Source organism: Azospirillum sp. TSO35-2 (assembly GCF_003116095.1).
GTDB lineage: Bacteria > Pseudomonadota > Alphaproteobacteria > Azospirillales > Azospirillaceae > Azospirillum.
This window is the reverse complement of record NZ_LGRA01000001.1, coordinates 110,164-136,373: the sequence shown is the minus strand read 5'-3', so window position 1 is coordinate 136,373 and position 26,210 is coordinate 110,164. Positions and strand designations below refer to the sequence as shown.

Annotated in this window: 19 protein-coding genes; 11 read left to right on the top strand and 8 right to left on the bottom strand. The window is 70.4% G+C overall.

Features of this window, described 5'->3' with window-relative positions; translation table 11 throughout:
• Window positions 1-307, top strand: a 307-nt coding sequence (locus TSO352_RS00620; RefSeq protein ID WP_146210676.1) for a glycosyltransferase family 9 protein, incomplete at its 5' end; no start/stop codon positions are given.
• Here TSO352_RS00620 and TSO352_RS00615 read toward each other — a convergent pair.
• Window positions 289-1,089 (bottom strand): FkbM family methyltransferase, encoded by an 801-nt coding sequence (locus tag TSO352_RS00615; protein ID WP_109105466.1) that lies wholly within the window; start codon window positions 1,087-1,089, stop codon window positions 289-291. The genes TSO352_RS00620 and TSO352_RS00615 overlap by 19 nt on opposite strands.
• 406 nt (window positions 1,090-1,495) lie before the next feature.
• Between TSO352_RS00615 and TSO352_RS00610 the strand changes: the two genes are divergently transcribed.
• From TSO352_RS00610 to TSO352_RS00595, 4 genes are all read left to right on the top strand, one after another.
• A complete protein-coding gene (locus TSO352_RS00610; RefSeq protein ID WP_109105465.1) occupies window positions 1,496-2,896 on the top strand; it encodes a tetratricopeptide repeat-containing protein in 1,401 nt (466 codons plus the stop codon).
• Between the two features lie 178 nt (window positions 2,897-3,074).
• A complete protein-coding gene (locus TSO352_RS00605; RefSeq protein ID WP_109105464.1) occupies window positions 3,075-3,752 on the top strand; it encodes a ParA family protein in 678 nt (225 codons plus the stop codon).
• A 1,159-nt stretch (window positions 3,753-4,911) separates the two neighbouring features.
• The gene (locus TSO352_RS00600; RefSeq protein WP_109105463.1) at window positions 4,912-5,355 is read left to right on the top strand and encodes a hypothetical protein; all 444 of its coding nucleotides are present in this window, start codon (window positions 4,912-4,914) and stop codon (window positions 5,353-5,355) included.
• Between the two features lie 169 nt (window positions 5,356-5,524).
• On the top strand, window positions 5,525-6,859 hold the full coding sequence (locus TSO352_RS00595) for a tetratricopeptide repeat protein (RefSeq protein ID WP_247871805.1): 1,335 nt from the start codon (window positions 5,525-5,527) through the stop codon (window positions 6,857-6,859).
• Window positions 6,860-7,217: 358 nt separating this feature from the next.
• Here the strand turns inward: TSO352_RS00595 and TSO352_RS00590 are convergent, their stop codons facing one another.
• The 3 genes from TSO352_RS00590 to TSO352_RS00580 all read right to left on the bottom strand — a co-directional run bounded on the left by TSO352_RS00590 (window position 7,218) and on the right by TSO352_RS00580 (window position 10,119).
• Window positions 7,218-8,747, bottom strand: a complete 1,530-nt coding sequence (locus TSO352_RS00590) for a caspase family protein (RefSeq protein WP_109105461.1) — start codon at window positions 8,745-8,747, stop codon at window positions 7,218-7,220.
• Window positions 8,748-8,794: 47 nt separating this feature from the next.
• The gene (locus TSO352_RS00585; protein ID WP_109105460.1) at window positions 8,795-9,385 is read right to left on the bottom strand and encodes a DUF4384 domain-containing protein; all 591 of its coding nucleotides are present in this window, start codon (window positions 9,383-9,385) and stop codon (window positions 8,795-8,797) included.
• 116 nt (window positions 9,386-9,501) lie between these two features.
• A complete protein-coding gene (locus tag TSO352_RS00580) occupies window positions 9,502-10,119 on the bottom strand; it encodes an OmpA family protein (protein WP_158284490.1) in 618 nt (205 codons plus the stop codon).
• A gap of 301 nt (window positions 10,120-10,420) precedes the next feature.
• On the opposite strand from TSO352_RS00580, the gene TSO352_RS33070 reads away from it, so the two are divergent.
• The 3 genes from TSO352_RS33070 to TSO352_RS00565 are packed head-to-tail and all read left to right on the top strand — an operon-like array spanning window position 10,421 to window position 14,564.
• Entirely contained in the window at window positions 10,421-11,398 is a 978-nt protein-coding gene (locus TSO352_RS33070) for an OmpA family protein (RefSeq protein WP_158284489.1), read from the top strand.
• Window positions 11,395-13,002, top strand: a complete 1,608-nt coding sequence (locus TSO352_RS00570; RefSeq protein WP_109105458.1) for a caspase family protein — start codon at window positions 11,395-11,397, stop codon at window positions 13,000-13,002. The genes TSO352_RS33070 and TSO352_RS00570 overlap by 4 nt, the downstream gene beginning before the upstream one ends.
• A gap of 53 nt (window positions 13,003-13,055) precedes the next feature.
• The gene (locus tag TSO352_RS00565) at window positions 13,056-14,564 is read left to right on the top strand and encodes a caspase family protein (protein ID WP_109105457.1); all 1,509 of its coding nucleotides are present in this window, start codon (window positions 13,056-13,058) and stop codon (window positions 14,562-14,564) included.
• Between the two features lie 72 nt (window positions 14,565-14,636).
• Here TSO352_RS00565 and TSO352_RS00560 read toward each other — a convergent pair whose 3' ends face one another.
• From TSO352_RS00560 to TSO352_RS00550, 3 genes are all read right to left on the bottom strand, one after another.
• Window positions 14,637-18,311 (bottom strand): tubulin-like doman-containing protein, encoded by a 3,675-nt coding sequence (locus tag TSO352_RS00560; RefSeq protein ID WP_109105456.1) that lies wholly within the window; start codon window positions 18,309-18,311, stop codon window positions 14,637-14,639.
• Window positions 18,312-18,343: 32 nt separating this feature from the next.
• The gene (locus TSO352_RS00555) at window positions 18,344-18,799 is read right to left on the bottom strand and encodes a hypothetical protein (protein WP_109105455.1); all 456 of its coding nucleotides are present in this window, start codon (window positions 18,797-18,799) and stop codon (window positions 18,344-18,346) included.
• Window positions 18,800-18,910: 111 nt separating this feature from the next.
• On the bottom strand, window positions 18,911-20,416 hold the full coding sequence (locus tag TSO352_RS00550) for a hypothetical protein (RefSeq protein ID WP_109105454.1): 1,506 nt from the start codon (window positions 20,414-20,416) through the stop codon (window positions 18,911-18,913).
• A gap of 208 nt (window positions 20,417-20,624) precedes the next feature.
• Between TSO352_RS00550 and TSO352_RS00545 the strand changes: the two genes are divergently transcribed.
• From TSO352_RS00545 to TSO352_RS00535, 3 genes are read left to right on the top strand one after another with little or no spacing between them, the layout of a single operon-like run.
• On the top strand, window positions 20,625-21,242 hold the full coding sequence (locus TSO352_RS00545) for an OmpA family protein (RefSeq protein ID WP_158284487.1): 618 nt from the start codon (window positions 20,625-20,627) through the stop codon (window positions 21,240-21,242).
• A 60-nt stretch (window positions 21,243-21,302) separates the two neighbouring features.
• Window positions 21,303-22,211, top strand: coding sequence for a DUF4384 domain-containing protein (locus tag TSO352_RS00540; RefSeq protein ID WP_109105452.1), 909 nt, complete (start codon window positions 21,303-21,305; stop codon window positions 22,209-22,211).
• Window positions 22,212-22,253: 42 nt separating this feature from the next.
• Complete coding sequence (locus tag TSO352_RS00535) at window positions 22,254-22,808, top strand: PEGA domain-containing protein (protein ID WP_109105451.1); 555 nt, start codon at window positions 22,254-22,256, stop codon at window positions 22,806-22,808.
• Window positions 22,809-22,848: 40 nt separating this feature from the next.
• On the opposite strand, the gene TSO352_RS00530 is transcribed toward TSO352_RS00535, so the two are convergent.
• Complete coding sequence (locus TSO352_RS00530) at window positions 22,849-26,103, bottom strand: caspase family protein (protein ID WP_109105450.1); 3,255 nt, start codon at window positions 26,101-26,103, stop codon at window positions 22,849-22,851.
• Window positions 26,104-26,210 lie beyond the last annotated feature (107 nt).

Genomic DNA, 26,210 nt, shown 5'->3' with positions numbered 1-26,210 from the left:
CGACACCGCCGCCATCATGGCCGGCCTCGACCTCGTCGTCTGCGTCGACACCTCCGTCGCCCACCTCGCCGGAGCCCTCGGCCGGCCCGTCTGGGTCCTCGTCCCCTTCGCACCCGACTGGCGTTGGATGCTCGACCGCCAGGACAGCCCCTGGTACCCCACCATGCGCCTGTTCCGCCAAAGCCATCCCGGCCGCTGGGACGACGCCATGGACCGCGTCGAGGACGCGCTCCGCCACCGCGCCGGAGAGGGGACGGCTCAGGGCATGCCGATTCAGGGCACGCCGGTTCAGGGGGTGGGGGCGTAGGGGCCGTCGCGGTGAACCATCACCAGGTCCACCTGCCAGAGCCGTTCGTTGTCGGGCCGGTACAGGGAATCGACGATGTCCCAGACCTGGAAGCCGAACGGAGCCATCGCGTTGATGATGGGGGCCAGACGCGGGGCCGCGTCGCCCACCGTTGCCTCGATCACGAAGACATTGTCCGGCGTCATCAGCGTCGCCGCGCCGGCCAGAACCTCGAGTTCCAGGCCGTCGACATCGATTTTCACCAGAAAGGGACCCGCGCAGCCGCGTTCGGCGCATAGGACGTCGAGCGGGACAACGGGAACCTCGCGTAGCGTGTCCTCTGGCCGCGTTTGGTCGTCGACTTGGACGAGCGACGAATAGAGGCGGTCAGCGGTCACCGCCAGCGCCCCCGTTCCACTCCGCCGCCCGGCGGCCGCGATGCGGTATTCGGCACTGGACAGTTGCGCGCACAGCCGCTGCAGCGCCGGCTCGTTCTCCACCACCGGCTCGATCAGCAGATGGTGGGCGTCGGGGAACACCTCGTAGAGCGGCGGGGTGCCGGTCTGGGCGCCGACGTCGATCACGGTGGCCGGCCGGAAACCCAGGCCGCGCAGCAGGGCCAGGGTCTTGTGCTTGCTCTGGCGGGTCATCGCCCGTTGCGAACGGATCAGGCCCAGCAGGGTCGCCGCCATCGGGTTCCCCGGGCTGACCCGCAGGATCTCGCGATAGAAAGCCTCGGCCCGCTCCAGATCGCCGGCGAGATGGATGTCGAAGGCGACCTTCAGCCCGTCGGCGATGCTCACGATCCGGTGCTCCCGCCATGGCTTGCGGTTCGGACCACAGCCCGGCCGATGATGGATGTCGGAACCATCGACCCCGACGATAAAAGTGCCACGTCGGACGACCCGACGCGGCACAGTTTCGGCTGGAACCCTTTCCCGGGTCCATACAAACAGTTGATGGTATTGTCCCGGTTGTTCAAGCGCGTTCTTCGAAAACGGCTGCGTTTCCGCTTCCGGCCGCCATGCGTCTTCCAAAGGGCGGGAATGGCTTGGTCTTTTCACCCTCGTCCACGGCCCCTCACCACCCGGCGCCGGCCCGGACGGGCGACTCGGGAGGACACGGGCGGCCTCCGGCGGGCGGCCGCTTGCCAGACAGGCGGGACCCGTGGGATGAAGCCGCCACCCTCTGTCCCTGGCCGAGCCGACGATGACCAGCCCCGATCTTCCCCGCGCCACCCAGGACACCCTCCAGGCGGCCCTCCAGGCCGAAGCGGCGGGCGACCGCGAAGCCGCCAAGGCGCTGTGCCGCCAGGCGCTGGAAAGCGCCGGCAACGGCGACCGGCCCGCCGCGCACGACGCCCTCGCCCGGCTGCTGGTGGGCGAGGACATGGCGGCGGCGGCCGAGCACGCGCTCGCCGCGTGGCGCCTCACCCCGCAGGACCCGACCCGCCGGTCGAACCTGTGGCAGTTGCTGACCCATCTGGGCGAAGCCGGCGACGTCGCCCGCTTCCAGGGGCGGGAGGACGCCGTCGGGCTGGTCGCCTGCGGCAACGCGCTGCGCCGCGACGGCCAGGGGCTGCGCGCCGAACGGGCCTACCGCCGGGCGCTGGAGCGCTTCCCCGAGCTGTCCTTCACCCTCAGCCGACTGGCCTGCCTGTGCGCCGAGCAGCACCGGCTGGAGGAGGCCGACACCCTGTTCGCCCAAGCGGCCGAACGCCACGGCGGGCGCGACAGCGTCACCCGCACCGATCCGGCCTTCCTGCGCGCGCTGCGTCAGGCCCCGCCCCCCGCCGGCATCCGCGCCACCATCGAGGAGGGCGCCGCGACCGCCGCCCGCCCGCTGGTCGTCTACGCCTCCTGCGACGCGGTCTACGCCGGCAAGTTCCTGCCCTCGATGGTGCGCTCCATCGTCGAGGACAGCGGCCTCGATTGCGCCATCGCGCTGCACCTGATCAACCCCGACGCCGCGGCGGAGGCGACGCTGGCGACGCTGACCGCCGCGTACGGGCGCGAGCGATTCATCATCCTGCGCGAGACGATCGACCTCGCCCCGCTCGGCGCCTTCGCCAAGACCTATTACGCCTGCAGCCGCTTCTTGGTGCTGCCCGACCTGCTGGTCCGCTGGCAGCGCCCGGTGCTGATGCTGGACGTCGACCTGCTGGCGATCCGCGACCTCAACCCGCTGCTGGCCTCGTCCGCCCACTCCGATCTCGGCATGATGAGCCACGCGCTGAAGCGGCTGGACATCTGGAGCCTGCTCTACGCCGACGTGCTGCATGCCCGGCCGACCAGCGGGGCGCTGCGCTTCCTCGACCTGACGCGGCGCTACATCCGCCATTTCCTGGACGGCGGCGCGCCCTACTGGTTCCTGGACCAGGCCGCGCTCGCCGCCGTGCATCTGGCCGGCTTCACCGACGAGCCGGCGCCGCGGCTGACCATCTACCCGACCGACATCCACAGCCGGACGGTGATGGTCGACGGCGAGGGCCGCTATTGGACCGACGACAGCGCCTATTTCTATTCGGTCCGCGCCACCGGCGGCGGCCAGCACGCGGTGCACCGGCTGAAGCGCCGCGCCGGCACCACCGCCGAGGCGCCGCGCGGATGACCGCCGGACGCAGAAGGAATGAAAACAGATCATGATTTCATTATTCATGATTTCATGCTTCGTCTTCATGACGTGAAACCACTTCCATCTTTCCTGTTCTTGCGTGTAAATCCGCCCTGCCAATCGGCGAAGTCCCCTCCTTGGGTTCGCCTTCTCCCATCAGCCGGGAACCTCCTGCATGCCTCGGATCAACAGCTTCGCCTCCACCAAGGGCGGTGTCGGCAAGACCAGCCTGGTGATGGCCCTCACCTCCGAACTGCGTCGGCGCGACGCGAGCGTGCTGTTGCTGGACTGCGACCCCAACCGCCATCTGGCCGAATGGGCGCGGCGCCGCCGCGACGCGGGCGTGCGGGTGATCGACGAAATCACGGAATCGAACGTCCGCCAGACGGTGCAGGAGAACGCGCCCCAGTTCGACTACACGCTGATCGACCTCGCCGGCTTCGGCAACCTGACCATGCTCTACGCCTTCTCGGTCAGCGACGGGGTGCTGATCCCGACCCAGCAGTCCTTCATGGACGTGAAGGAGACGGTGCGCACCTTCAAGGTGGTGGCGGATTCCGTCGGCGTGCTGAAGCACACCCCGGCCTCCAGCGTGGTGATCGTGCGCACCCAGGCGGCGATCGAATCCCGCGTCGACCGCCACGCCCGCGGCCTGCTGACCGAGCACGAGGTCCCGTGCTTCCGCACCGAGTTGATCGAGCGTTCGCTGCTGAAGGAAATGACCTACACCGGCCACGGCCCGGGCGAGGTCAACCCCGACAGCAACGCCGACCTCAACGTCCGGGCGCTCACCGACGAGTTCGTGGCCTTCCTGGAAAACTCGCCGGCCAACCCGCTGATCCCGCGCGCCTGACTGGCCCGACGCCCCTCGCACCAGCCGGCGCGTGCAATCGGAAGATTGGGCGAACAGGGCAGGGCAGCCGGCCCGCCGTCATCCAGCCTGCCCGGCCCATGACGGCGTGGCGCCGCCACCGCAGCGGCCGCGACTTGCCATGAAATCGTGTCATGATAATACAGTTCAATTTCATGACATGATCTTATGCCTCGGTGCATCGGCCGACGTCCGCCGCAACCGCCACGTCAACGGCCGGACGCTCTGCGGCGCCAAGCGAGGCGATGTCCATCAGCGGCTCGCGTGGTATATCATGATTTGCTGTCATGATGACAGGACAGGGAAATCGGGCCCGCTGCATCTCCCCCGCGGGCGGCGACACGAGCGACGGCCCTCGACGAACCGAACGCCCCTGATAGGGCGGGCCGCGGCGGCCGAATGGCGCCGCGGTCCGGTGGATTGAACCAGTCCCGAGGGACGGCAACGGATGGCAAGCCCAAGGTCTGCGTCGCCGCGACACAGCCGCCCGGCCGATCCCAATCCACCCACCACAGTGTCGCGCGCCCCGTGGAGGCGCGCCCGCGCCCATCACCATCTCATGATTTAATGGCATGCTGTCTCAGCGGGCCGCGTCCGGACACAACGCCCCCCTGCACACAGGCGCCGCCCTTTGGGGTCTGCCGGCCTCGACGCCGCTGTTGAATGAGGGCCGTGGACGCAGGCCCCATCCACCGCCAGTCCGAACCGCATCAGCCCGAAGCGAAGACTCCGCTCTGTCATGCCCTCAAACCATGTCGATTTTTCATGACATGGTTTTGTGGTCCGGCAAGGCAGCCGGGTGGCGGTGCTCGTGGCAACCGGGTGTCAGCATCGCGGCCGCCAATCTGCCGCCATGGGCGGGCCGTTTGCCAACCCTGCGCCATCCCGTCACCGCCGCACCACCTCCGGCCCGCTCCTGTTTTCATGTCCTGATTTCATGATGTGTTCTTCTTTGATGATGGGACGCGCCGATGCTCCGGCGGCGTCATCACAGCCCGCCGCACGCCCTCTGTGTTGCCGAGGCCACGCCGGACGCTATTCCGCTGCGGCCACGGCCACGGCCGATACATGTCTTGAAGACAGGACACCAAGTCATGATAAGGCTTCATGGCTTATCCGCCGTCGCCCAACCGGAGCCTCCATGTCGACCGACAGCCCCGCCAAACCATCCCTGAAACCCGCCGCCAAGCCGTCCCGTCCGCCCCTGGGCGGCATCGGCATCAGCGGCCTGGGCACGGACGACATCGATCCGATCCGCCAGTATGGGCTGAGCAAGGGCTTCCTGCCGACCGACACGGAGCCGGCGCCCGCCACCACCCCCGCCGCCGCCAGCGGCGCCGAGGTCCCGGCTGCGACGCCGCTGGCGCCAGCCATCGTTCAGCCGGCCCCCGTCCCGGCGCCAACCATCCTGCGCCCGGCGCCGACCCGGCCCTGGCAGGCCATGCTGCCGGACTATCTGGTGGAGGAACTGCGGCAGGCCGCCGCCCGCGAAGGCACCGCCCAGAAGGTCATCGTCCTGAAGGCGCTGCGGCAGGCCGGCTTCCGGATCGACGACATCGACCTTCAGGATCTGCGCCGGCGCTGATCCGCCGTTTCACCGCCTTCCACCCCACACCGGCGGACAAGGCGTGGAAAAGGGACGGCCAAAGGGACGGTTTGACTCTCCCGGACGAGCCGTCTATCCCCTTTCCGCGCCCTCGAACGATCCGTTCCACCACCCGCCGACCACCAGCGACAGTGATATGAAGGCAAACATGACTCAGGCCGCCCCGGCGACGCCCCAGGGCACCCATGGCCTCAGCATCGACCTGCTGGAGCGGATGCTGGAGCAGCAGCCGACCGACCCCAACGTCTGGAGCGCGCTCGGCGCCCTGCTGCGGCAGGCCGGCAAGCCGGAGGCGGCGATCGCCTGCCAGCGGCGCGCCCTGGAACTCGACGAGCGGCACACCGGCGCCTGGACCAACCTCGGCAACGTGCTGGGCGACGTCGAACGCTACGACGAGGCCATCGCCGCGCAGGAGCGCGCGGTGGTGCTGTCCGGCGGCAACGCCGGCCTGCTGTCCAACCTGGTGGTGTCGCTCCGGCACGGCTGCCGCTTCGACCGCGCGCTGGAGATCCTGGACGTCGCCCTGCGCGCCAAGCCCGGCGACCCGATGCTGCGCTGGGACCGCGCCCTGACCCTGCTTCAGCTCGGCCGCTACGTCGAGGGATTTCGCGACTACGACTCCCGCCTGTCGCTGCCGACCTACCAGAACCGCATCGCGCAGGGGCCGATGTGGAACGGTGAGCCGCTGGGCGGCAAGACCATCCTGCTGACCACCGAGCAGGGCTTCGGCGACGTCCTGCTGACCGCGCGCTACGCGCCGATGGTCAAGGCCCGCGGCGGCCGGGTGCTGCTGGAATGCCATCCGGAGCTGCAGCGGCTGCTGTCCGGCCTGGACGGCGTCGACGCTTTCGTCCAGGCCGGCACCGCCTATCCGCCCTACGACGTGCATTGCCCGCTGATGAGCCTGCCGCACCGGCTGGGCACCATGATCGAGACGGTGCCGCCGCCGACCCGCCTGACCATCCCGGACGAGGCGCGCGCCAAGGCCGCCCGGCTGGTGCCCGGCCATGATGGCACGCTGAAGGTCGGCATCATCTGGTCCGGCCGCGTCACCTTCAAGGACAACGCGCGGCGCGCCACCGCGCTGAGCCGCTTCCTGCGCTTCCTCGACGTGCCGAAGGTCCGGCTCTACAGCATCCAGAAGGGCCCGCCGGAGACGGAGCTGGACACGCTCGGCACCTCGACTCTGATCACGCCGCTGGGGCCGCAGTTCAACGACTTCGCCGACACCGCGGCGGTGCTGGAGCGGCTGGACCTGGTGATCATGACCGACAGCTCGGTCGCGCATCTGGCCGGCTCGCTCGGCCGTCCGGTGTGGAACCTGCTGCAGTTCATGCCCTACTGGGTCTATGGCGACAAGGGCGACACCACCCCCTGGTACCCGTCGATGCGCCTGTTCCGGCAGACCACCCCCGGCGACTGGGACGGCGTCTTCGCCGCCGCCGAGCAGGCGCTGCGCCAGGTCGTCGCCCTGCGCGGCTGAACGGAACGGCCCCGGCGGCGCCCGCCCGCCGCCGGGGCGTCGCTCCCGTCATCGCGGTTGGTCCGCCGGTCCGCTCCGGCGGGCGGCCCGCTGCGGGCGATGGCCCCAGGCTTGCGACCGGTGCGTCGGCGGCACCGCCGCGCTCCGCCGGCCGGCCCCCGAGGCCGTCGCCGTCCGCCCTACAAAGGCTCGCCCACCCTGCGCGGCAACGGGCTCATTCTTCATGTCATGATTTTCGTATTTGCTATCATGAAACCATGTTCTGATTGACTGAAAAGGACCGCCGGGCCAGTGGGGTGGACGGCTGGGGCGGGACAGCCGCTGCCGCCGGCTTCGAAAAGCCGGCACCGGGGGCCGCTCAGGGCTGGATGGCGATCCGCTCGGCCACCGTGCGTTCGCCGACCATCACCGGCGTCTGCCGGGACGCCGTCCGGGCCTCCACCATGCGCGACGTCGCCGCGAACATGTCGGCCATGGTGCCGCGGCGCTCGCGGCCCAGGGTTTCCAGCAGGGCCAGGGTGAACAGGCTGCCGGTTTCCCCCTCCAGCGCCGACTGGTCCTCGCGGGCCGCCGCCAGGGTCGTGCCCTTGGGCGTGTTCTTGGCGCGCGTGGCGGCAGGGGTGAGCGAGCGCATGGCGACGGGCGTCACCGCCCCATTCCCTTGGGCAAGCGGGGTGGCCTGCGGACCGGGGTTGGGCAGGACATAGAATTTCGGGTTGGCCCCCATGACCACATCGCCGACCCCCCGGGTCAGGCCGCCGCTGTGGCACGCGTCGATCACGTTCAGCACCTGGTTGGTCCGCAGCGCGTTGACCCACGCCGCGTATTCGTCGTCGCGCACCAGATCGCCGACCGACGGCCGGGACTTGCCTTCGACGTCGTAGGTGACGAAGGCCTCGTCCAGCCCGTCCGCCTCGTCGCCGTCGTCATCGGGGATCTGGGCACCATGGCCGGAATAATAGACGACGACGAAGTCCTTCGGCCCGGCGCGGTCGCGCAGCCACTCCATGCCCTCCTTGAACTGGGCGCGGTAGACGTTGTTGTAGACCCGGATGTTGGAGGGCGGCACCGCGAACAGCCGGCGGAAGCCGTCGACGAACATGGCGGCGTCCTGGTTCGACTTGGTCAGCGGCTTGACGTTCGACCCCATGGCCAGGATGTAGACCTGGGCGCCCGCCGCCGCGGTGGTTTGCGAGGTCGGCGGGGCCGGAGCCGGTGCCGGACCGGGGATCGGCGCCGCGTCCGGGATGGGGGCCGGGATGGGGGCCGGGGGAGTGGCCCCGCCATTCTGCGGCGGCGGCATCGGCGGCGCCACGGGCCCGCCCGGCCCGACGATCTCGAAGGCGGTCTTGAAGGTCGCCCAGGAGTCGGGCGCCTTGCCCTTCAGCTCCTCAAAGGCGGCCGACAGCTCGGCCGCGGTGGCGAAATCGGCGCGCTGGGGCTGCAACTCGGCCGTGGCGGTCCACACGATGTACAGCTCGTCCCGCCCGGTCGGGCCGCTGACCTCGAAGGCGAAGGGATCGCCGTCGGTGCCGGCGCAATAGCGTTGACCGCCGGTGACCTGGGTCGCCGCCGCCCCGCCGCCGCCATGCTGGTTGGGGAAGATCCGGGCCGCCCGCCCGCTGGTCCCGACATCCCACAAGGTGACGTAGCCGTTGCGCGAGGCGGAGAAGCACAGCTCCACCATCTCGCCGATCCGCGGCTGGCGCCGGCTGACATCGATGTCCAGCGCCACGTCGGGGTTGGCGTTGTAGGGCATCGGCACCAGCGACTTCGTCCCCGGCCCGCCCGCCCCCACCAGCGGTCCCGTCTGGGCCAGGGCCGAGGACGCGGTGAGAAGGACCAGCGCGGCCGACGCCAGAAGAGATGTGGAACGGAACCCGGGCATGCGGCGGTCTCCTTGCGGCAAGGCGGTGGACAAGGCGGTGAGGCGGATCAGAAGGATGTCGGAACGTCGAGAATGGCGGCGTTCCAGTCCGCGGCCGGCTGAACCGCCGTCGCCCCACGGATGCGACCCGCCAGCTCCTGGGAGGTCAGGGCGAGCGACGCAATGCTGCCGGCGCGGCGCACGTCGCCGGGCAGCAGGATGCCCAACGGATGCCGGCTGGCGATCAGCACGAAGCTCTCCACGCCGGCCGGAGGCATCAGCTTCACATCGATGCCGTCACGCCGGCCCGGATACTCGACCCGCTCCCCCGCGCCGACCCGGCGGTTGTCCAGCAACCGGCCCGTTCCGCCCGACGCGGTGACGACGAACAGCGACACATAGCCATCCACGTCCGAGCGCAGCCCCAGGTTCAGCGTGTCGCCGATGCGGGGGTGGGTCGGCATCCCCGACCACATCTGGACCGCGAAGGGCGCCGCCGGGTTCGGCAGGGGCAGCAGTTCGGCGCGCACCGAGGCGGGCGGCGGCGCCTGCACGACCACCGGCGGCGGCGCCTGGACCTGCTGGCAGGCGGTCAGGGCGGGGCCGATCCCCAGCGCCAGGACCGGAACCAGGAAACGGAGGAGGGGAAAGGTCGGCATGGGGCGGCTCCGGCAAAAGGGCGCGAAGGGGAAGGTCGGGAAACCGGGCCGGGCGCAACGGCGTCGCCGCCGTCGGCCGGCCTGTCGAAGGCCCGCGGCTCTTGGAAGACTGGGGCTCAGCGGCGCCCGACCGCCGCGACGACCACGCTGCGGTTGTTGCGATGGTAGGGGTCGGACGGCACCACCAGCTCGTACTTGCCGACACCGTCGACGATCATCGCCGCCGGGTTGATGTTGTAGTTGGCCACCAGATAGCCGAGCGCGGAGCGGGCGCGGCGGCGCGACAGGTCGAGGTTGTAGCCGGCGTCGCCCGCGGCGTCGGTGTGTCCGATCAGGGCGATGTTGTAGGGCTGCATCCTCGGGTCGCGCAGCACCACCGCCAGGCGGTCGAGATAGTCGCGCCCCGACGGCGTGATGCGGTCGCTGTCGTAGTCGAAGGTGATCAACAGGCCGACCGGCTTCTGCTGGTTGCGCGGAATGACCATCAGATCCTTGGTCTGCGGGCTGGGCAGCAGCGCGTCCAGCAGATCGCCGGCGCTGGGGACCGTCTCGAAGACCTTGGTCTGCGGCGCCGCGCCGTCGGCCGCCGCCGCCGGGGCAACGCCGGGAGCCGGCTGGGTCTGCTGGAGCAGGTTGTCCATGATCTGCTGGCTGGACTGGGCGGAGGCGGAACACACCGCGCCTGCGCCGGCCAGGGCAGCGACCGCGCAAAGGAGAACCGTCGAAAGCTTCATGTCCATGCTCCTGCAGCCGGCCTTGTCGGTCGACACGTTTTGCGTTTCCTCACCCTCTGGATGGAGGCGATTCCGTCGCTCCAGAGGACACAGGCGGAACACGCTAACCATGCACCACATCGAGTTCAACTGCGACATGTTGTACCTCGCCGGCACACGCGGGATCGCTCGCAGTCCGCAGGCGACCTCAACATATCCGTTAACGGCGGAGCGGCGGAATGGTAAGAGGGGAGGTCTTCGGCCTGTGGCTTGCCATGGGCCGATCGGTTCCATGCCGCATTCCCCTGGGAGAGCGTTTGAGATGACGCGTCGGGAGACGTTTCCTGTCGGGCCCCGCCTGTCGGTCCGCCGGTTCTCCACCCGCTGGAGCAAGGCGGCGTTCGCCGCGACGGTGACGCTGACCGTCCTGACGGCCGCCGGGCCGCAAGCCCTGGCCGATTGCGCCGCCCTGCAGCAGCGCGCCCGCGACCTCCAGCAGGCCGGCGACACCGGCGGCCTGAAGGCGGTCTACGAACAGGCGCTTCTCGACTCGTCCTGCGGCAACGACACCCGCGGCCAGCTCGGCCGGGCGGTGGTCCGGGGGATCGAGCGGGCGGTGGTCCAGGGCGTCCCGGCGGGCAAGCCGCTGGCGTCCTTCGAGGGCGAGCTTGCCGATTCCCAGCGCTTCGCCGCCAGTTGGCGCGTCCATGCCTGGCTGGGCGACATCGCCCGCGAGCGCAAGGACTACGCCAAGGCCGCCGCCAGCTACCAGGAGTCCCTGACCGTCATCGAGGACGAGGTCGCCACGCCCAAGGCTCCCGAGCCGGCGGTGATCGAGCAGATCTTCAAGCAGGCGGAGGAAAGCCGCCTGCTGGCCGACCGGTTCGTCGCGCCGCCGACCACGCGGTCGGGGGCGCCCAGCGGTCTGGCCTCGGCCAATCTGCGCGGCTTCAAGCCGACGAAGGTCGCCGTGCCGATCGAGTTCACCTACGATTCGACCGAATTCACGCCCAAGGGCCGGGCGGCGGCCGACGATCTGGCCGCCACGCTGCGCACCCAGTCCCCCGCCGCCATCACCCTGGTCGGCCACACCGACTCACGCGGCGCCCGCGACTACAACATGACGCTGTCCTTGAACCGGGCCAACGCGGTGGCCGCCCATCTGCGGCGGAACGGCTACGCCGGCACGATCCAGACCATCGGCCTCGGCCCGACCGAACCGATGGTCCTCGACGATCCGACCCGCTACGCCGCCGAACAGATCCACCAGATCAACCGCCGCGTGGAGCTGCGCCGATGAGCCCGCGCCTGTTCCCCAGGCTCACGTCGGCCGGGCTGGTCGCCGGAACGGTCGCCGCCGCCGTCATCGCCGGTCTGCTGCCGGGCATCGCCAGGGCCGACATGTTCGGCCTCGTCATCGGCATCGACGACTACCAGCACATCAACAAGCTGCACGGCGCCGTCAACGACGCCCGCGACATCGCCGCCGCGCTGACCGACGGCGGGGCCAAGGACGTGGTGCTGCTGACCGACGCCGCCGCCGAGCGCGGCGCGATCATGGCCGCCTGGGAGCGGCTTCTGGCCAAGAGCCGGCCGGACGACGTGCTGGTGCTGTCCTACGCCGGGCATGGCGGGCAGGAGCCGGAACGCGTCAAGGGGTCGGAAGAGGACGGGCTGGACGAGGTCATTCTGCTGGCCGGCTTCGACACCAAGGGGCCGGGAACCGCCCAGCGCATCATCGACGACGAGATCGCCGCGATGATGCAGCGCGCCGCACCACGCCGCGTCATCTTCGTCTCCGACGCCTGCCATTCCGGAACGATGACCCGCGGCTTCGACCGGCGGGCCGGGGCGCTCGGGACCCGCTTCGCCGCCTATGGCGCGATCGAGGACGACGCGCTGCCGCCGCCGACCCGCGACGCCGCGCTGGTCGAGAAGACCGACCAGGAGCATGTGACCTTCTTCGCCGCCGTGGCCGAGAACGAACTGGCGCCCGAGGTCTACATCGACGACCAGCCGCGCGGCGCGCTGAGCTGGGCCTTCGCCCGCGCCCTGCGCGGCAACGCCGACCGCGACGGCGACGGCATCCTGTCGAAGGGCGAGCTGGAGGCCTTCATCCAGGAAACCGTCCGCATGAAGGTGGCCGGGCGGCAGCACCCGCAGGTCCAGCCCACCGGGCGCGGCACCCTGGCGCTGCTGCCGTCCCGCAACACCGTCGCCGCGACCCCCGACTTTCCCGCGCCGCGGCCGCTGTCCCTGCGGGTGATGGGCGGCGACAGCGCCGCGATGGCGGCGGCGCTGCGCGGCGTCCGGCCGGCCGGCGACAGCGAAACCGCGCGGCTGCTGTGGGATCCCGCCACCGGCGACGTGGTGGCGTCGCAAGGCGACGTGGTGGGCAACGTGCCGGGCAAGCCGGGCGATCCGGCCACGCTGGAACGGTTGCAGCGCGTCGTCGACAAATGGACCTTGATCGACCGGCTGGAGGGCGTCGCCGAGCGGCGCTCGCTCAGCCTGGCGCTCAAGCCGGACGACCACGCCTACCGCAAGGGCGAGACCTTCACCCTGACCGTCGGCGGCCACAGCCAGACCTATTTCACGCTGATCAACATCGGATACGACGGCACCGTCAATTTCCTCTATCCGCAGGACAGCGGTTCGATCCACGACCCGCTGCAGATCGCCACGGGCAAGCCCTACGCCCTGACGCTGAAGGTCGATCCGCCCTTCGGCGCCGATCATTTCGTGGCGATCACCAGCGCCGCCCCGCTGACCGAGCTTCATCGCGACCTGGCGGCCATCGACGGCCAGCCCGCCGCCGCCAAGGTCGGCGAGCTGCTGGCCCGCCATCTTCCGGGCAAGACCGCCGAAATCGGCTGGCACGGCGTCTACACCGTGGGCCCCTGAGCGCCGCTCCGTGACCGCCGCCCGACCGTCCTCTTCCAAAGGGAATTCCCGGCATGAATGTTCTGACCACCGCCGCCCTCGGGCTGGCCGTTTTCGCCGGCGCCGTTGCGACCGGCACGGCGCCGGCCCTGGCGGACAAGCATGCCCTGGTCGTGTCGATCAACGAATACGCCAGGGACCCCTGGAAGCTGCACGGCGCGGTCAACGACGGCAAGAACATCGAACGGCTGCTGCGCGGCCCGCTGGGCTACCGGCCGGACCAGATCAAGGAGCTGTTCGACCAGGCGGCGACGCGCGACGCCATCCTGTCCAGCTTCCGGAGTTGGCTGATCGACAGCACCAAGCCCGGCGACGAGGTGTTCTTCTATTTCAGCGGCCACGGCCACCAGCAGCCCGACACCAACGGTGACGAGGAGGACGGCCTCGACGAGACGCTGGTCGCCGCCGACGCCGAACCCGACGGCAAGGGCGGCGTCCGCAACATGATCATCGACGACGAGATGGAGGTCCTGCTCGACGCGCTGAAGGACCGCAAGGTGACGGTGGTGATCGACAGCTGCCATTCCGGCACCATCAGCCGTGGCGCCTTCGACGAGATCGAGGGCGCGCGCAGCCTGCCCCTGATCCCGGAGATCGACCGTCCGCAGCCGATCAGCTCCCGCGCGGTCGCCCTGCACCGGGCCGAGACGAGCTTCGTCCCGCAGGTGCCCGGCCGGATGGTGTGGACCGCCGTCGCCCCCTATCAGAAGGCGCTGGAGGAGTCGCGGGCCCACCCGGTCGCCGGGGTCTTCACCACCCGCTTCGTGCAGGGCATCATCGACAAGAAGGCCGACGCCAACGGCGACGGCGTCGTCACCAACGCCGAACTCTACGCCTATGTGCAGAAGGAATCGGACGCCTACTGCAAGTCCCTGCAAGCCTGCCAGGCCGGCCTGACCCCGACGCTGGAAGCGCACACCGCGCAGCTGGCGTTGCCGGTGACCGGCGGGGAAGTGGCGGCCGCCCCGGCGACGATGGCGGCGACGACGTCCGCACCGGCGCCGGCGCCGACACCGGCGAGCCTGCAGAACACCGCCACCGCCCTGCTGGCCAACGACAACCAGGGCGGCGTGCAGGTCGAGGTGCTGCCGGGCGGCCCGGTGCGCATCGGCCAGACCGTCCGCTTCCGGGTGACCAGCCAGGTCGAAGGATCGCTGGTCCTGCTCGACGCCAACGCCGCCGGCGAACTGATCCAGCTTTTCCCCAACGAGCATTCGCAGGCGCAGAACCGCTCCAACCGGATCTACGCCAACCGCCCGCTGATGGTGCCCGATTCCACCTATGGCTTCGAGTTCACGGCGAGCGAGCCGGCAGGGCAGGGCAAGCTGATCGCGCTGGTGCTTCAGGACCCGATCGATCTGTCGGCCCAGGTGAGCCAGCACCGCGATCTCAACCCGGTCGCCAAGCCGGTCGACTACATGGCCCAGATCGCCGAACGCCTGCGCCGCCCCTGGACCCAGGGAACCGCCACCCGCATGACCCGCTGGTCGATGACCAGCACGACCTACACCATCAACCGCTGAACCAGGCGGAGGGGGGCAGGGGGGCGCCGGCCCCTCTCCCGCAAGCGGGAGAGGGGCTTCGACGCGGCGCCGTCAGGGCAACGGCGGGGGGACGTCGTCGTCCTGGTCCGGCAGCGGCGGCGGTTCGTCGTCCGCCGGCCAGATGCCGACCAGATCCTCGACCTGAACGGCGGGGGTCCAGCCTTTCATGCCCTTGCACCAGACCAGGCTGTCGACCGTCAGGCGACCGTCGGCGACCAGCGCCGGCAGATCCTCCATGGCGAACGGGCCAAGCTGCTCCTTGCCCACCGCGACCCGCCAGGCGACGCCGGCTATTGGGGCGGCGGGCGGGGCAGCCGAGCTGACCGTGGTCTTCGCGGCCGATAGGGGGGCGGCCGATACGGGAACAGCCGCCGCCGGGGCGGCCGGGGCCGGCGTGGCGGCGGTCGCCGGAGCCGGTTCGGCCAGGACCACGCGGACCTGATCCAGCAGGATCGTCCGCTTCGGCTGCAGGCGCCGCGTGTCGATGTCCCCGCTGTCCGGATCGCGCCGGCTGTCCGGCACCTCGCGGGTCCAGCGCTCCAGCGTCGCCTCCAGCCGCGCCCGCAACGGCTCGAACCGCTCCCGGCCCGGTCCATGGCCGAGCGCGTCGAGGAAGCGCGCCTCATAGGCTTTGGCGATGTCGGTGCACACCGTGCTGAGGAAGCCCGGCACCACCTTCTGCCGGCCGCCCAGTTCGGTCAGCAGACGGGGCGGGTAGACCGCCGTGGCGAAATGCTGGAACAGCGCGTAGAGCGCGACCCAGTCCTCCTCGCCCAGCGCCGCCTCGGCCTCGGCCAGCATCGGGCTGAGCTGGCGGACCAGGGCGTCGCTCTCGTCCGACAGGATGGTCCGTTCGTCACCGGCGCCCAGCCACGCCCCCGGCATCGTCTGGTGGAAATAGGTGTCGGCGTAGTGCGGGGCCTCGCGGCGGGCGGACCCGCGCACCAGCGCCCCGAAGACGACGCTCTTCAGATAGGTGGAGGCGAGGTCGCAGCGGCGCCGGTACTCCTCCTCGTTGGGGACCAGCGGGTTGCGGAAGCGCAGCTTGTCCTTGTGGGTGAACAGCGGCAGCTTCTTGCCGGCCTCCATCTCGGCGCGGAAAGCCATCGGCCAACCGCTGCGCAGCGGGATCAGGACGTCGAGCGGAATGCCGGACAGCTCGCTGTAGCAGATGATCTGACCGGGCAGCCCCGATTCGATGACGTCCGCGATCATGCCGCCGGGTGTCACGCTGGTCAGCAGCCCGCCGAACTCGGCCTTGAAACGCGCGGTGTCGTTCACCGCGACATAGAGCTTGATCTGGCCCGGGGTGAAGTCGTTCATCCGGTCGAGGTCGGCGTTGATCCACGGCGCCGCACGCTGCATCACCTGCTTCAACTGCTCGCTCGCCATCCCCCGGTCGGCCAGCAGCACGTCGATGATCGACGGCAGCTTCGACGCCTCCTCCGACAGCGCGTCGTGGATGGTGTTGCGCAGCGCCTCGCGCACGTCCAGCTTGCCGCGGTTGGTCGCCAGCTTCTCGAACAGCGCGCGCGACCCGCCGAACTGCGTGTCGAACACCTGCCGGGCCAGCTCGGCGATGCGCTCCGGCGCCGGCGGCGCGCGGAAGCTGTAGGCGTCGCCGACGTACCAGTGGGTGCGGGTGTCGCTTTGCCGGGCGATCAGGTCGATCTCCTTGCGGATCTCCCCGGCCAGACCGGCCAGACGCTGGCGCCCGGTGTCGATCTGGCCGATCAGCCCGCTCCACACCACATCGCCGCCCCGCGTCTCGGGCTTGCCGAGGAAGTCGTCGGCGAAGGCCTGGAGCCGCGCCGCCGCCGCCCGGCAGGCCAGGGCGACCAGCCGGAAATGGCCGTAGCGCGTCAGCAGCGGCTTGACGTTCTGGAGCAGGATGCTGTCGCCCAACTCCTGCCCGCGCGCGCCCTTCAGCTCCTTGATGTTGGCGAGCGGCCGCTGGTGCAGCGCCCGATGGAGCTGCTCGGCCCATTGGTCGAAGACCACCGCCACGTCGCGCAGGCGATCGACGACGCCGCTGCCCGGATCGGTCAGGCGGTGGCGCACCTGCCGCATGAGGTCGAGGGCGAAGAGGATGCCGCCCTTCTCGCGGTCCTCGATCAGGCGATAGATGAAGTCGGGGATGCCGCCCTCGCCCGGCGCCGTCCAGCCCTCCCACACCTGACGGGCCGCGACGTCGATCTCCTTGGCGCGCGGGCTGGAATCGGGAACGCCCTTGGTGCCGCTGATGTCGCTGTCCAGCCCGCGGATCGCCTCGACGACGCGCTCGGGCCATTGGGTGAAATCGGCGTGATGACGGATGTGGCTGATGCTCTCCTCGACCCGGTCGTCGATGCCGCGCAGCAGCGAGGCGTCGGTGCCGGCCAGCAGCGTGTCGACCAGCGCGAAGGTGGGGACGGACGGGGCCAGGCCGTCGGGCGCGCGGGTGAAGTATTTGGCGATCTCCGGATCGGCCAGGAACTTCAGCCCTTTTTCCTTGAGATGCAGGCGTTCGGCCAGGACGTCGCGCAGGTCATCCTCGGACACCGCGTTGGCCTTGCGGCCCTCCTCCAGGCTGTAATAGCTCTCCAGCATCCGCAGGCCGAGCTCGAAGCTGCGCTGGTCGAAGTCGCGCTTGGCCCGCGTCTCGATCACCGCCTGGCCGAAGGAGGAGTAGGATTTCTGGAAGGTGATGGCGCCCTGCAGCCCGCCCGGAAGGCGCGGGTGGTAGGGGAGCATCTTGAAGCCGGCGAGGTTCGACGCCACCGACCGCTTGTGCTGGGCGAAATCGCTGCTGCCGAAATCGGCGAACAGCATCGACGCCACCATGTCGTAGAGGTCGCCGGGGTCGTTCGTGCTCTGGCGCAGCGTGTTGATGTTGTCGATCAGGTAGACTTCGTTGTAGGGCGCGATGCTGTCCGGCACCGGGTTGTCGTTGTGCTGCCAGCGGGTGACGAAGCGCGGCTGGTGATTGCGGTCCATGCAATATTCCAGCTCGCGCAGGGCGGCCACCGTGTTGGCCTGGACCCGCTGGGCGTTCGCCGCGCCGTAGGCGCCGCCCATCAGCAGGATGAGCGAGACGTTGGACAGCGACGGATCGCCCAGCGAGCGGATCAGGAAGCCGGCGTCCAGGAAGGTGCCCGACCCCGTCCCCCCCGCCGCCGAGGCGACCACCACCACCCGGTAGCCCTTGGTCCCGGCCGCCAACCCGAGCTTCCTCAGGGTGTCGGTGTGGGTCAGGCTGTTCTTGACCTCGCTGATCTTCGATTCCAGCCGGCCGCGGAAATCGCCGGACTGCATGAAGAAATGCAGGCGCGACACGCAACGGACCTGGGCGGCACCGTCGGAGAAATCCATCTGGCGGATGGCCTCGTCGTCGGGAAACCACTCGTCGATCAGCGGATAGACCGACCGGTTGCCCATGAACTTGTTGACGTCCAGCCGGTTCTGCAACGTCTCGCTCGGCGCGAAGGCGACGACGGACCCGAGCAGATCCTTGGACGTGCTCTGGTTCTCCTCGCGGGCGTCCTGGGTGTCGACGTCGAAGTAGAGGAATTGGGCCAGCGGGAAATCGGCGATGCCGGACAGGCGTTCGCCGTTCCAGCGCGTGGACAGGATGCGCCGGCGCAGCCGCATCAGGATCTTCATGCCGGACCCGCCCAGCGCGACGAAGATCGTCGGCTGCAACGGTTGCAGGGCGCCGCCGCTGCTGTCGGAGGATGCGGACATCATGGCTCTCTCACGGAAGGATGGGGTGCGGGCGGTCACAGCATGCGGGCGGAGCGCTTCGCCGAAACGAAGCTGCTGACGAACAGGATGACGAGGGTCAGGTTGAGGCCGAGCAGCGAGCCGAACACCGGCAGCAGGGTCCACAGGGTGCCAATCACGCTGAAGATCGCCGTGGCGGTCAGGACGAACAGCATGAGGAACAGGCTCCAGCCGGCCAGGGCCGCCTTCTGCGGCCGGGCGTTGCCGCTGATCAGCACGCCGGTCAGGAAGCGCTGGACGAAGAAGAAGGCGACCGTCAGCACCAGCAGCGCGATCAGGCCGATCAGCGTCTGGGTCATGTCGAAGCGCGGCCCGGTGAGCACGAGCAGCGGCGCGGCGATGGTGGAGGACCCTCCCGGCTTCGGTCCGATGTTCTGAAGTTGGGCGCTGTTCAGGACGGTCAGGGCTTTGCCGAGGCCGAAGGTGGGGATGCCGTCGAACAGTGAGAGCATGGTCCTCAGTTCCTCTATCCAGTGTGGCTGTCCCGCGTGGGGGACGCTGTCTTGCGGTGTCGTGGTGGGTGTCGAAGCCGTGCGGCCGGGACCGCCGGCGGCGGTCTGATCTCAGCCGGTCGGGACCGGCGACAGGTCCCAGCGGTGCCAGACGGCGCCCGGTTCGTCGTAGAGGCAGAGCCGCCCGTCGAGCAGGAAGGGCTGAAGGTCGTGGAGGGTGGCGACCGGCAGGCCCGACAGCAGCGGCGCCAGCTCCAGGCCGGGCCGGAGCAGGAACAGGGTCGCCTTGCTCCGCCCGGCGGAGACCGGGCCGGTCACCACCCCGGGATCCGGCACGGTCGCGTAGAGGATCTGCTCGCCGCTTCCGGCCGCGGCGCCCCGGCTGAACGCCATCAGGGGAAGGACGATCGAACCGGGCGGGGCGAAGTCGCCCAGGTCGCGGCGCCACGGCAGCCCGCGGCAGCGCAGGTGCAGGTAGAAGGCGGTGTCGCCGGTGGTGACGAAGGGGCCGTCCACCCGCGCGCTCTGGACCGCATCGGGCAGCGCGCCCCGGCTGTTGGGGGGCGGCATGGCGACGGCCAGGTAGCCGCCGCCGTCCTCCAGCCGGACGAGCTGGTGGGGGATGGCGTGTTCACCCAGGTGGGGCCGCGACCATGGCAGCCCCCGGCAGCCGGCCGGCCAGTCCCGCCAGACCGCCAGCGGCCCCTGCGGACCGACACGCACCGACAGGCAGCCGGCCGCGCCGGCCCACACCGCGGTGCCCGGCACCGCCGACACCGGCTTGCCCAGCGCATCGATGGCGGCGGCTTGCGTGCCGGCCGGCGCGGCGGGCACGGCGGCGACGCTCCACCCGGCTTCGGCATCGGTCATCCACGCCAGGGCCAGCCGGCCGTCGGCGCGCAGCGGCACCAGCGCCATCCCCTCCACGGCAATCGCGCCACCGATGGCGGCACCGCCGTCGACGCGGACGCGGCGGCGGAACGGACCGTCAAGCTCGACCCACACCGCCCCGTCGTCGAGCGGAACGGCGAGGCCGGCGCCGAGCGGCGCGGCGCTCCGGCTCCAGGCCGGAAGACCGCAGCGCCCGTCCAGCGCCGCCAGACGCCGCCAGTCGTCGACGCCGGGCCGCCACACCACGCCGCCCGCCACATCGACGGCGACGGTGAAGGGCGGCGTTCCCGCCATGGCGAACAGGAAGGGGCCGGCGGAGGGCAGGGTGCTGCGTTTCGCCGCATCGATCCCGGCCCCGGCCGCCCCGTCGCCCGGCAACACCGTCAGTTGCATCGCGTGGAGGCTGGCCGACCCGCTGGCGATGGCGCGGCTCCAGGCCGCCGCCGCCCGGCCGTCGTCCGGCCGGGCCGCCGGCGGGGTCGCGGCCTCGCCGCAGAACGGGCAATGGGCGAACACGCCGGGCAACAGGCGGCTGCACCGCGTGGCGTCCCCCGCGCAGGTGTCGACGCGCGCCGCGCCCAGGCGGTCCGCGAGATCATCCCCGGCCTCGCCGTCCAGGCCGATCTCGACCAGACCCGCGCTCTCCGCGCCGTTTTCGAGACGCACCGCCACGAAGGCATCGTCCCGTTGCACCCAGCGCTGGGAATGGCCGCCGGCAGCCGTCACATCCCAACACCATTCGTTGAGTGTCTGATCGGTTTCCTGCGCCAATTCAGTTGCGTCAGCCTCTAAACTCATCTTATTGCCGCGTGGAGCCGTGACATATTCGACGAAAGTGCCTTCTCTTCAAAAGGTTGGCAACCTGATGTTTTTGATTTATCCAGGAAATAGCTTAAAGACGCGTGTTCAAACCTCCGACCACCACGAGGCTCCCGTGAACGAGTTCCGCCCCGTATTGAGGCGTGCATGGTCCGCCGCCATGCTCGGCGCGCTGATCGGCGCCGGCGGCCTGACCAGCGCCCTGGCGCAAGGCACGGTGAATTTCGTCGGGCGCAACCCGACCGAGTGCGAGATCGCGACCGCCATCGTGGGTGTCGCCGGACCCGAGTGCGCCGGCCCGTCGGACGGCACCCGCAGCCTTGAACTGGGATCGGTGGCGCAGCCGGAAGCGCCGCCCGCACCACCGACGCCGCCGACGCCCCAGGCGCCGCGCGTCACCGCCTTCGCCATCGCCTTCGAGTACGACTCGGCCCGCCTGCGGCCGGAGGCCCACGGCCTGCTCGACAGCATCTCCCGCGTGCTGAAATCGAACGAGGCCGGCCTCAGCCGCTTCGTGATCGAAGGCCACACCGACAGCCGCGGCAACAGCTCCTACAATCAGAAGCTGTCGGAACGCCGTGCGCAGTCCGTCGCCGAGTATCTGGTCACGGTGCGGGGCGTGGCGCCGGACCGGCTGACCTGGGTCGGGCGCGGGAAAACCCAACCCCTGAACCCCGCCGACCCCGCGGCTCCGGAAAACCGGCGGGTGACCATCGTCAACATCGGGAGCTGAGCGTCGCGCCCGTTCCGCCAGACCCGGTTCCCAAGCCCGGCTTCCTAGGAGTCTTCCCTGATGCTGAACATCCCTCATCTGTTGTCCGCTCTGGTCGGCGAAGCCGTCACGGTCCTGCTCGACTCCGCCATGCGGCCGGGCTTCCAGTGCGTCGCGAGCATGGGCGGCGCCGACGACGATGACGCGGCGCTGAACCGCAGCAAGCGCAACCGCATGCTGGCCTACGCCGGCGGCGGCGTCGGCCTTCTGGCGGCGGCCGGCGGCGCGGTCGCCCTGGTCCTGGCCATGGGCCCCAGCGATGCCGAAATCCTGGCCCAGATCAACGCGGTGACGGGCACGTACGAATGCGCCCAGCTCGGGGTCGAAATGGGGCCGTCGCGCAGCGTCCGCCTGTCCGGCTTCGCCCGCTCCGCCGCGGATCTGACGCGCCTGGGCGAGGAGCTGCGCGCGATCAAGGGCGTCGGCCCGGTGGAGGTCGCGGCGACCGAGGTCGTCTATCCGCACTGCGCGGTCGCCATCCTGTTCAGCGGCCTGCCGGCCGTGGCGCCCGAAGCCGGACCGAAGCTCGACCTGCAGCCGGCGGGCGACACGATCACCGTCGGCTCGCTGATGAAGCTGAACGTCCGCAACGCGCCGTTCGACGGCTATCTCTACGTCGATTTCTACGACCGCCAGCAGAAGGTGTTCCACCTCGTTCCCGGTCCGGCGGTGCAGAACAACCGGTTCCCGGCGAACGCGTCGATGGTGCTGGGCGAGGAGAAGCCGGGCGGGCGCCTCTACAAGACCATCGAGCCGCTGGGCCAGCAGGTCATCATGGTCACCGCCAGCCGCGAACCGCTGGCGCTCGGCACCCGGCCGGAGATGGAGGACGCCAAGACCTACCTGAGCGCTCTTGAGCCGCTGCTGAAGGCGGCCAAGCCGGACGGCATCGCCTCGTCCCTCAAGACCCTGACCATCGTCGCGAAGTAACCGGCCCAGGGACGGGCCAGAGGACGGGAGTTGCGGACATCCATGACGGGCGCGCGGATCTGCACGGCACCGGGTTGCCGGAAGCCCCTGTTCGGTCCGGTGGGCTGGTGCCCCTATTGCGGGGCACCCCAGGCCCAGCTCCAGGCCCAGGCCGAGATCCAGACCCCGGCAGCCGGACAGGATCCGCCGCCGCCGCCTCCCGGTCCCGGGCCTTCGGAGGCGGGGGGTGGCCGGCGCTGCGGCAAGCCGACGCCGTTCTGGCGCAAGGTCGCGTTGCCGGCCCTGGCGGCGGGCTGCATCGGCTCCGCCCTGTTGCTGGGCGGCGCCTGGTTGGGGCTGGAAACGCTCCTGCCGGCGTCCCGGGCCGGGCGGGCCACGCTGACCGTCCTGTCCGATCCCCCGCGGGGCATCGTCCGCATCGACGGCGTCGAGCGCGGCTATGCCCCGGTGACCATCGAGGTCACCCCCGGTACGCTGGTGCAGGTGTCGGTCGTCGGCATCAGCGGCCGCCAGCCACGCAGCGAAACCGTCAGCCTGCCGGCCGGCGAATCCCGCACGATCACGCTGCGTCTCGCCCCCAAGCTGGGCGGCCTGTAAGGGTTCCGATGGTCGGCGACGACCGGGGGAGCCGCCTCGGCTACGGGGCGGCTTTCGCCTGGGTGATCGGGATGCGGTCGATCTTCCCGCCGCTATAGTGTACGACGGCGTCCTGCTCCCAACGGTCAAGCTTCGCGTATTCCGGGACCTTTCCCATGACATGGTCCAGGATCTGAAACTGGCTGACCAGGGTGCCGGCGGCGGCGCTCCTGCCGACCAGCCCCTCGATGACCGCGCGGGCGAAGGGGCCGCTGTTCATCCGGTCGATCGAGGCGTCGCGCGCCTCCTGCTTGCGGGTCGCGGCGGCGATCAGGTAGGGACCGGTCCCGGCCCGCTCCTTGAACTTGTCGATGCTGGACGAGGAATAGTCCGACAGCGCCTCCACCGCACCCGAATGGCAGGTGTCGAGGAACAGCAGCACGTTCCGCGCCTTGATGCCGCTGATCAGCAAGGCCAGGTCCCGCTCCGACAGGGCCTCGCGCGCGACGGTCTTCTCATCTCCCGCCGCAACGTTCTGGGTGATGTAGTAGTACAGATCGACGTTGTCTTCGGGCAGCGGATCGACCAGCCCATGGCCGGACAGGTAGATCAGGACCGTGTCGTCGTCCCGGCTGTTCTTGGCGACGTCCTGCAGCATGGCGACGATGGCGGCCCGGCTGGCCTGGGCGTCGTACAGCTCACGCGACAGCGTGATCGATTCGGCGGCGTCGTAGACATCGGGGATGCGCTCCCGCACCGTCGCGGCGAAGGTCCGCGCGTCGGGGGCCGCCTTCATCAATCGGGGGAAGGGCGGCCGGTAGGCGTTGATGCCGACGACGGCGGAAATCAGACGGGGCTTCGGCTTGGGTGCGGGCTTCGCCTCGGCGACCACGGCGTCGGTGGCGCGGGACGGGGCGGGAACGATGAAGTCCAGAACCGGCGTCTGTTCATAGATGGCGCCGGTGCGGTTGTAGGCCCGCAGCTGGACGCCGTTGGAGCCGGCATCGATGCGGACGACCGCCTCGCGGATCGGGTTGGCCGGCGGTGCGGCCCCCGCCGCCGGTGGGCTGGTTGGCGGCGCGGCGGCCGGGGGTGCCGCGGCCGGATCGGCGACGCGGGAAAAGCCGCGCGTGACCTGCTCGCCGGTGACGTCGCGCCCGTTGAGGAAGACCTGGATGTCGCCGGTTTCCTCCAGCGGGGTGTCGACCCGGTAGCGCAGCCGCAAGCTGGTCGTGGTCGCCGGCAGGGCGATGGTGGTGCGCGGACCGGCCGCGCCCTCGCTCTTCGGCGGATCGGTTTCCGGCTGGGCGGTGGCCCGCGAGAAGGCCCGCGTCAGCGGCGAGGTGTCGATGGGCTGGCAGGGCGGGGCGGCGGCGGGGGCGGTCCCCGGTCCCGCCGGCTTCCCCTCGGACGGGGGCACCCGCGAGAAGCCCCGCGTCTCCGCCGTTTCGGCGCAATAGTCCACCAGGGTGATCTTCGGTGCCCGCTGGGTCAGCCGCCGCAGATCGCCGATGCGGGAGACGCGGCGGTTCAGCTCCTCCCGGTTGACCTGGGCGACCCGGTCGCGCACCAGTTCCGGGGCGTAGAGCACCTGATAGACCTGCTTGAACTCCACCCAGAGCGGCGCGCCCTTCTTGCTGCTGTTCAGGTGGAAGCCGACCAGATCCTGGCCGCCGGTCTGGGGGTGGGTGAAGAAGCCCTCGGGCGTCCACTGGACCCAGCGCAGCCCGTCGCTGTGGGGGAACAGGGCGGCGAGTTCCTCCAGCGGGCGCAAGCCGCCCGCAAGGCTGTACCAGCGCAGGGTGCCGTCGCCCAGGGCGGCGACCGCAAGCCGCCCGTTGGCCGCGGCGACCACGCCCCACACCTCCGCCGGGGTCTGCACCGAGGCGATCTCCCGGCCTTGCGCGTCGACCAGACGCAGGGCGAAATCGCTGCCGATCAGCGCCCGCTTCTCCTGGGCGATCACGTCGACGCTCAGGCTGCGTTCCCCCGCTTCGAGCGGGATGGGCTTGCCGTTGATCTTCGGGGCGGACGCGTTGCGCCAGTCCGTGACCTTCAGCGCGTCGGCCGCGTCGCGCGGGCCGGTGAAGCCCGAACCGGCGGGCGGGTTGGCGACCAGCCGTCCGTCCCGGACATCGAAGCGGAACGGCCGGCCGCCACCCGGCTCCATGCCGAAATCGACGACCAGCCCATCCGGCGACAGTTGGAAACGCCCGCGGTAGATGTCGCGGAAATCGCCGGTGACCGAGGGTTTGGCGTAGAGCGCGCGGCCTTGCCCGTCCAGCCGCCCCCACACCGGATCGGCGGCGGCGAACAGCAGGCCGCCGGTGTCGGTCGGGCGCAGATGCGTGATCAGGTTGCGGCTGACGACGGTGTCCACCGGGGCGCCGCGCCCGCCGTTCCCCCATTGGCGCAGGACCGGGGCCTTGCCGTCCGGGCTGGCCGAACCGGCCGCCGCCAGTTTCTCATCCGCCCCGCTTCCGCTCCAGGCGACCTGGCTGAGGCTGCCGGTGGCGAGGCCGGCGGCGTTCGGGCTGAACAGCGGGGCGAGCGTGTCGCCCGACAGCACATCCACCTGCGCCGCGTCGTTGTAGCCGACGGCCAGCCGCCGGCCGTCGGCGGAGAAGGCCACCGAATACGGCTGCTTGCCCGACAGCCCCTTCAGCGACGCGGTCATGCGGAACTGCGCGTCGTAGAGGCGGATCTTGCCGTCGAAGGAGGTCGTCGCCAACCGTCCCTGGCGGTCGAAGGCCAAGCCGGTCGCGCGGGAACCGTAGGAGCTGTCCTGGGCGAGAAGCTGGAACGTCTTGCTGTCGTAGATCCGCAGCCCGGACTTGCCGCCGAAGACGGCGGCGACGACGCGGCCGTCCGGGGAAAAGGCCATGTCGTAGATCACGTCCGGCTGGCCCGTCAGCCGCGCCGTCATCCGCTGCCGCTTGACGTCGAACAGGTAGATGGCAAAGGCGCCGTCCCAGGTCGCCGCCGTGTAGCCGGCCGCGACCGCCGTCTCGCCGTCGGGCGACAGGGCGACCGAATAGAGCCGGCCCTCCTCGCCGCGGTCGATGGGAATGCGCATCACCCCCACCGCGTCGCCGCCGTCGCGCGACCACAGGCGGACCGTCTTGTCGTTGGAGACGGTCGCGACCAGACGGCCGCTGGCGTCGGTGGCGATGCGGTGGACGCGCGCCGTATGAAGACCGGTTTCGATGCGCAGGAACGGAGTGAGGGGCGCCTCCTGCGCCCCGGCCGGCATGGAAAAGGCCGCCACGGCCGCGATCTGCACCGCGACGATGAGGATCAGCAAGGCGCGGCGCATTCTGGCATTCCCATGGGAGCGAGGAGGAACCGATGACCGGACGCGATGCCCCCGCGTAAGGGGGAGCGACGGGGGCCGGAAGACCGCCCGCCGATGGCTACATCCGG

Excerpts from the sequence above, each read along its gene's own strand:
- TSO352_RS00610 (WP_109105465.1), top strand. The coding sequence starts at position 1,496 with ATGACCAGCCCCGATCTTCCCCGCGCCACCCAGGACACCCTCCAGGCG.
- TSO352_RS00605 (WP_109105464.1), top strand. The coding sequence starts at position 3,075 with ATGCCTCGGATCAACAGCTTCGCCTCCACCAAGGGCGGTGTCGGCAAG.
- TSO352_RS00600 (WP_109105463.1), top strand. The coding sequence starts at position 4,912 with ATGTCGACCGACAGCCCCGCCAAACCATCCCTGAAACCCGCCGCCAAG.
- TSO352_RS00595 (WP_247871805.1), top strand. The coding sequence starts at position 5,525 with ATGACTCAGGCCGCCCCGGCGACGCCCCAGGGCACCCATGGCCTCAGC.
- TSO352_RS00590 (WP_109105461.1), bottom strand. The coding sequence starts at position 8,747 with ATGCCCGGGTTCCGTTCCACATCTCTTCTGGCGTCGGCCGCGCTGGTC.
- TSO352_RS00585 (WP_109105460.1), bottom strand. The coding sequence starts at position 9,385 with ATGCCGACCTTTCCCCTCCTCCGTTTCCTGGTTCCGGTCCTGGCGCTG.
- TSO352_RS00580 (WP_158284490.1), bottom strand. The coding sequence starts at position 10,119 with ATGAAGCTTTCGACGGTTCTCCTTTGCGCGGTCGCTGCCCTGGCCGGC.
- TSO352_RS33070 (WP_158284489.1), top strand. The coding sequence starts at position 10,421 with ATGACGCGTCGGGAGACGTTTCCTGTCGGGCCCCGCCTGTCGGTCCGC.
- TSO352_RS00570 (WP_109105458.1), top strand. The coding sequence starts at position 11,395 with ATGAGCCCGCGCCTGTTCCCCAGGCTCACGTCGGCCGGGCTGGTCGCC.
- TSO352_RS00565 (WP_109105457.1), top strand. The coding sequence starts at position 13,056 with ATGAATGTTCTGACCACCGCCGCCCTCGGGCTGGCCGTTTTCGCCGGC.
- TSO352_RS00560 (WP_109105456.1), bottom strand. The coding sequence starts at position 18,311 with ATGATGTCCGCATCCTCCGACAGCAGCGGCGGCGCCCTGCAACCGTTG.
- TSO352_RS00555 (WP_109105455.1), bottom strand. The coding sequence starts at position 18,799 with ATGCTCTCACTGTTCGACGGCATCCCCACCTTCGGCCTCGGCAAAGCC.
- TSO352_RS00540 (WP_109105452.1), top strand. The coding sequence starts at position 21,303 with ATGCTGAACATCCCTCATCTGTTGTCCGCTCTGGTCGGCGAAGCCGTC.
- TSO352_RS00535 (WP_109105451.1), top strand. The coding sequence starts at position 22,254 with ATGACGGGCGCGCGGATCTGCACGGCACCGGGTTGCCGGAAGCCCCTG.
- TSO352_RS00530 (WP_109105450.1), bottom strand. The coding sequence starts at position 26,103 with ATGCGCCGCGCCTTGCTGATCCTCATCGTCGCGGTGCAGATCGCGGCC.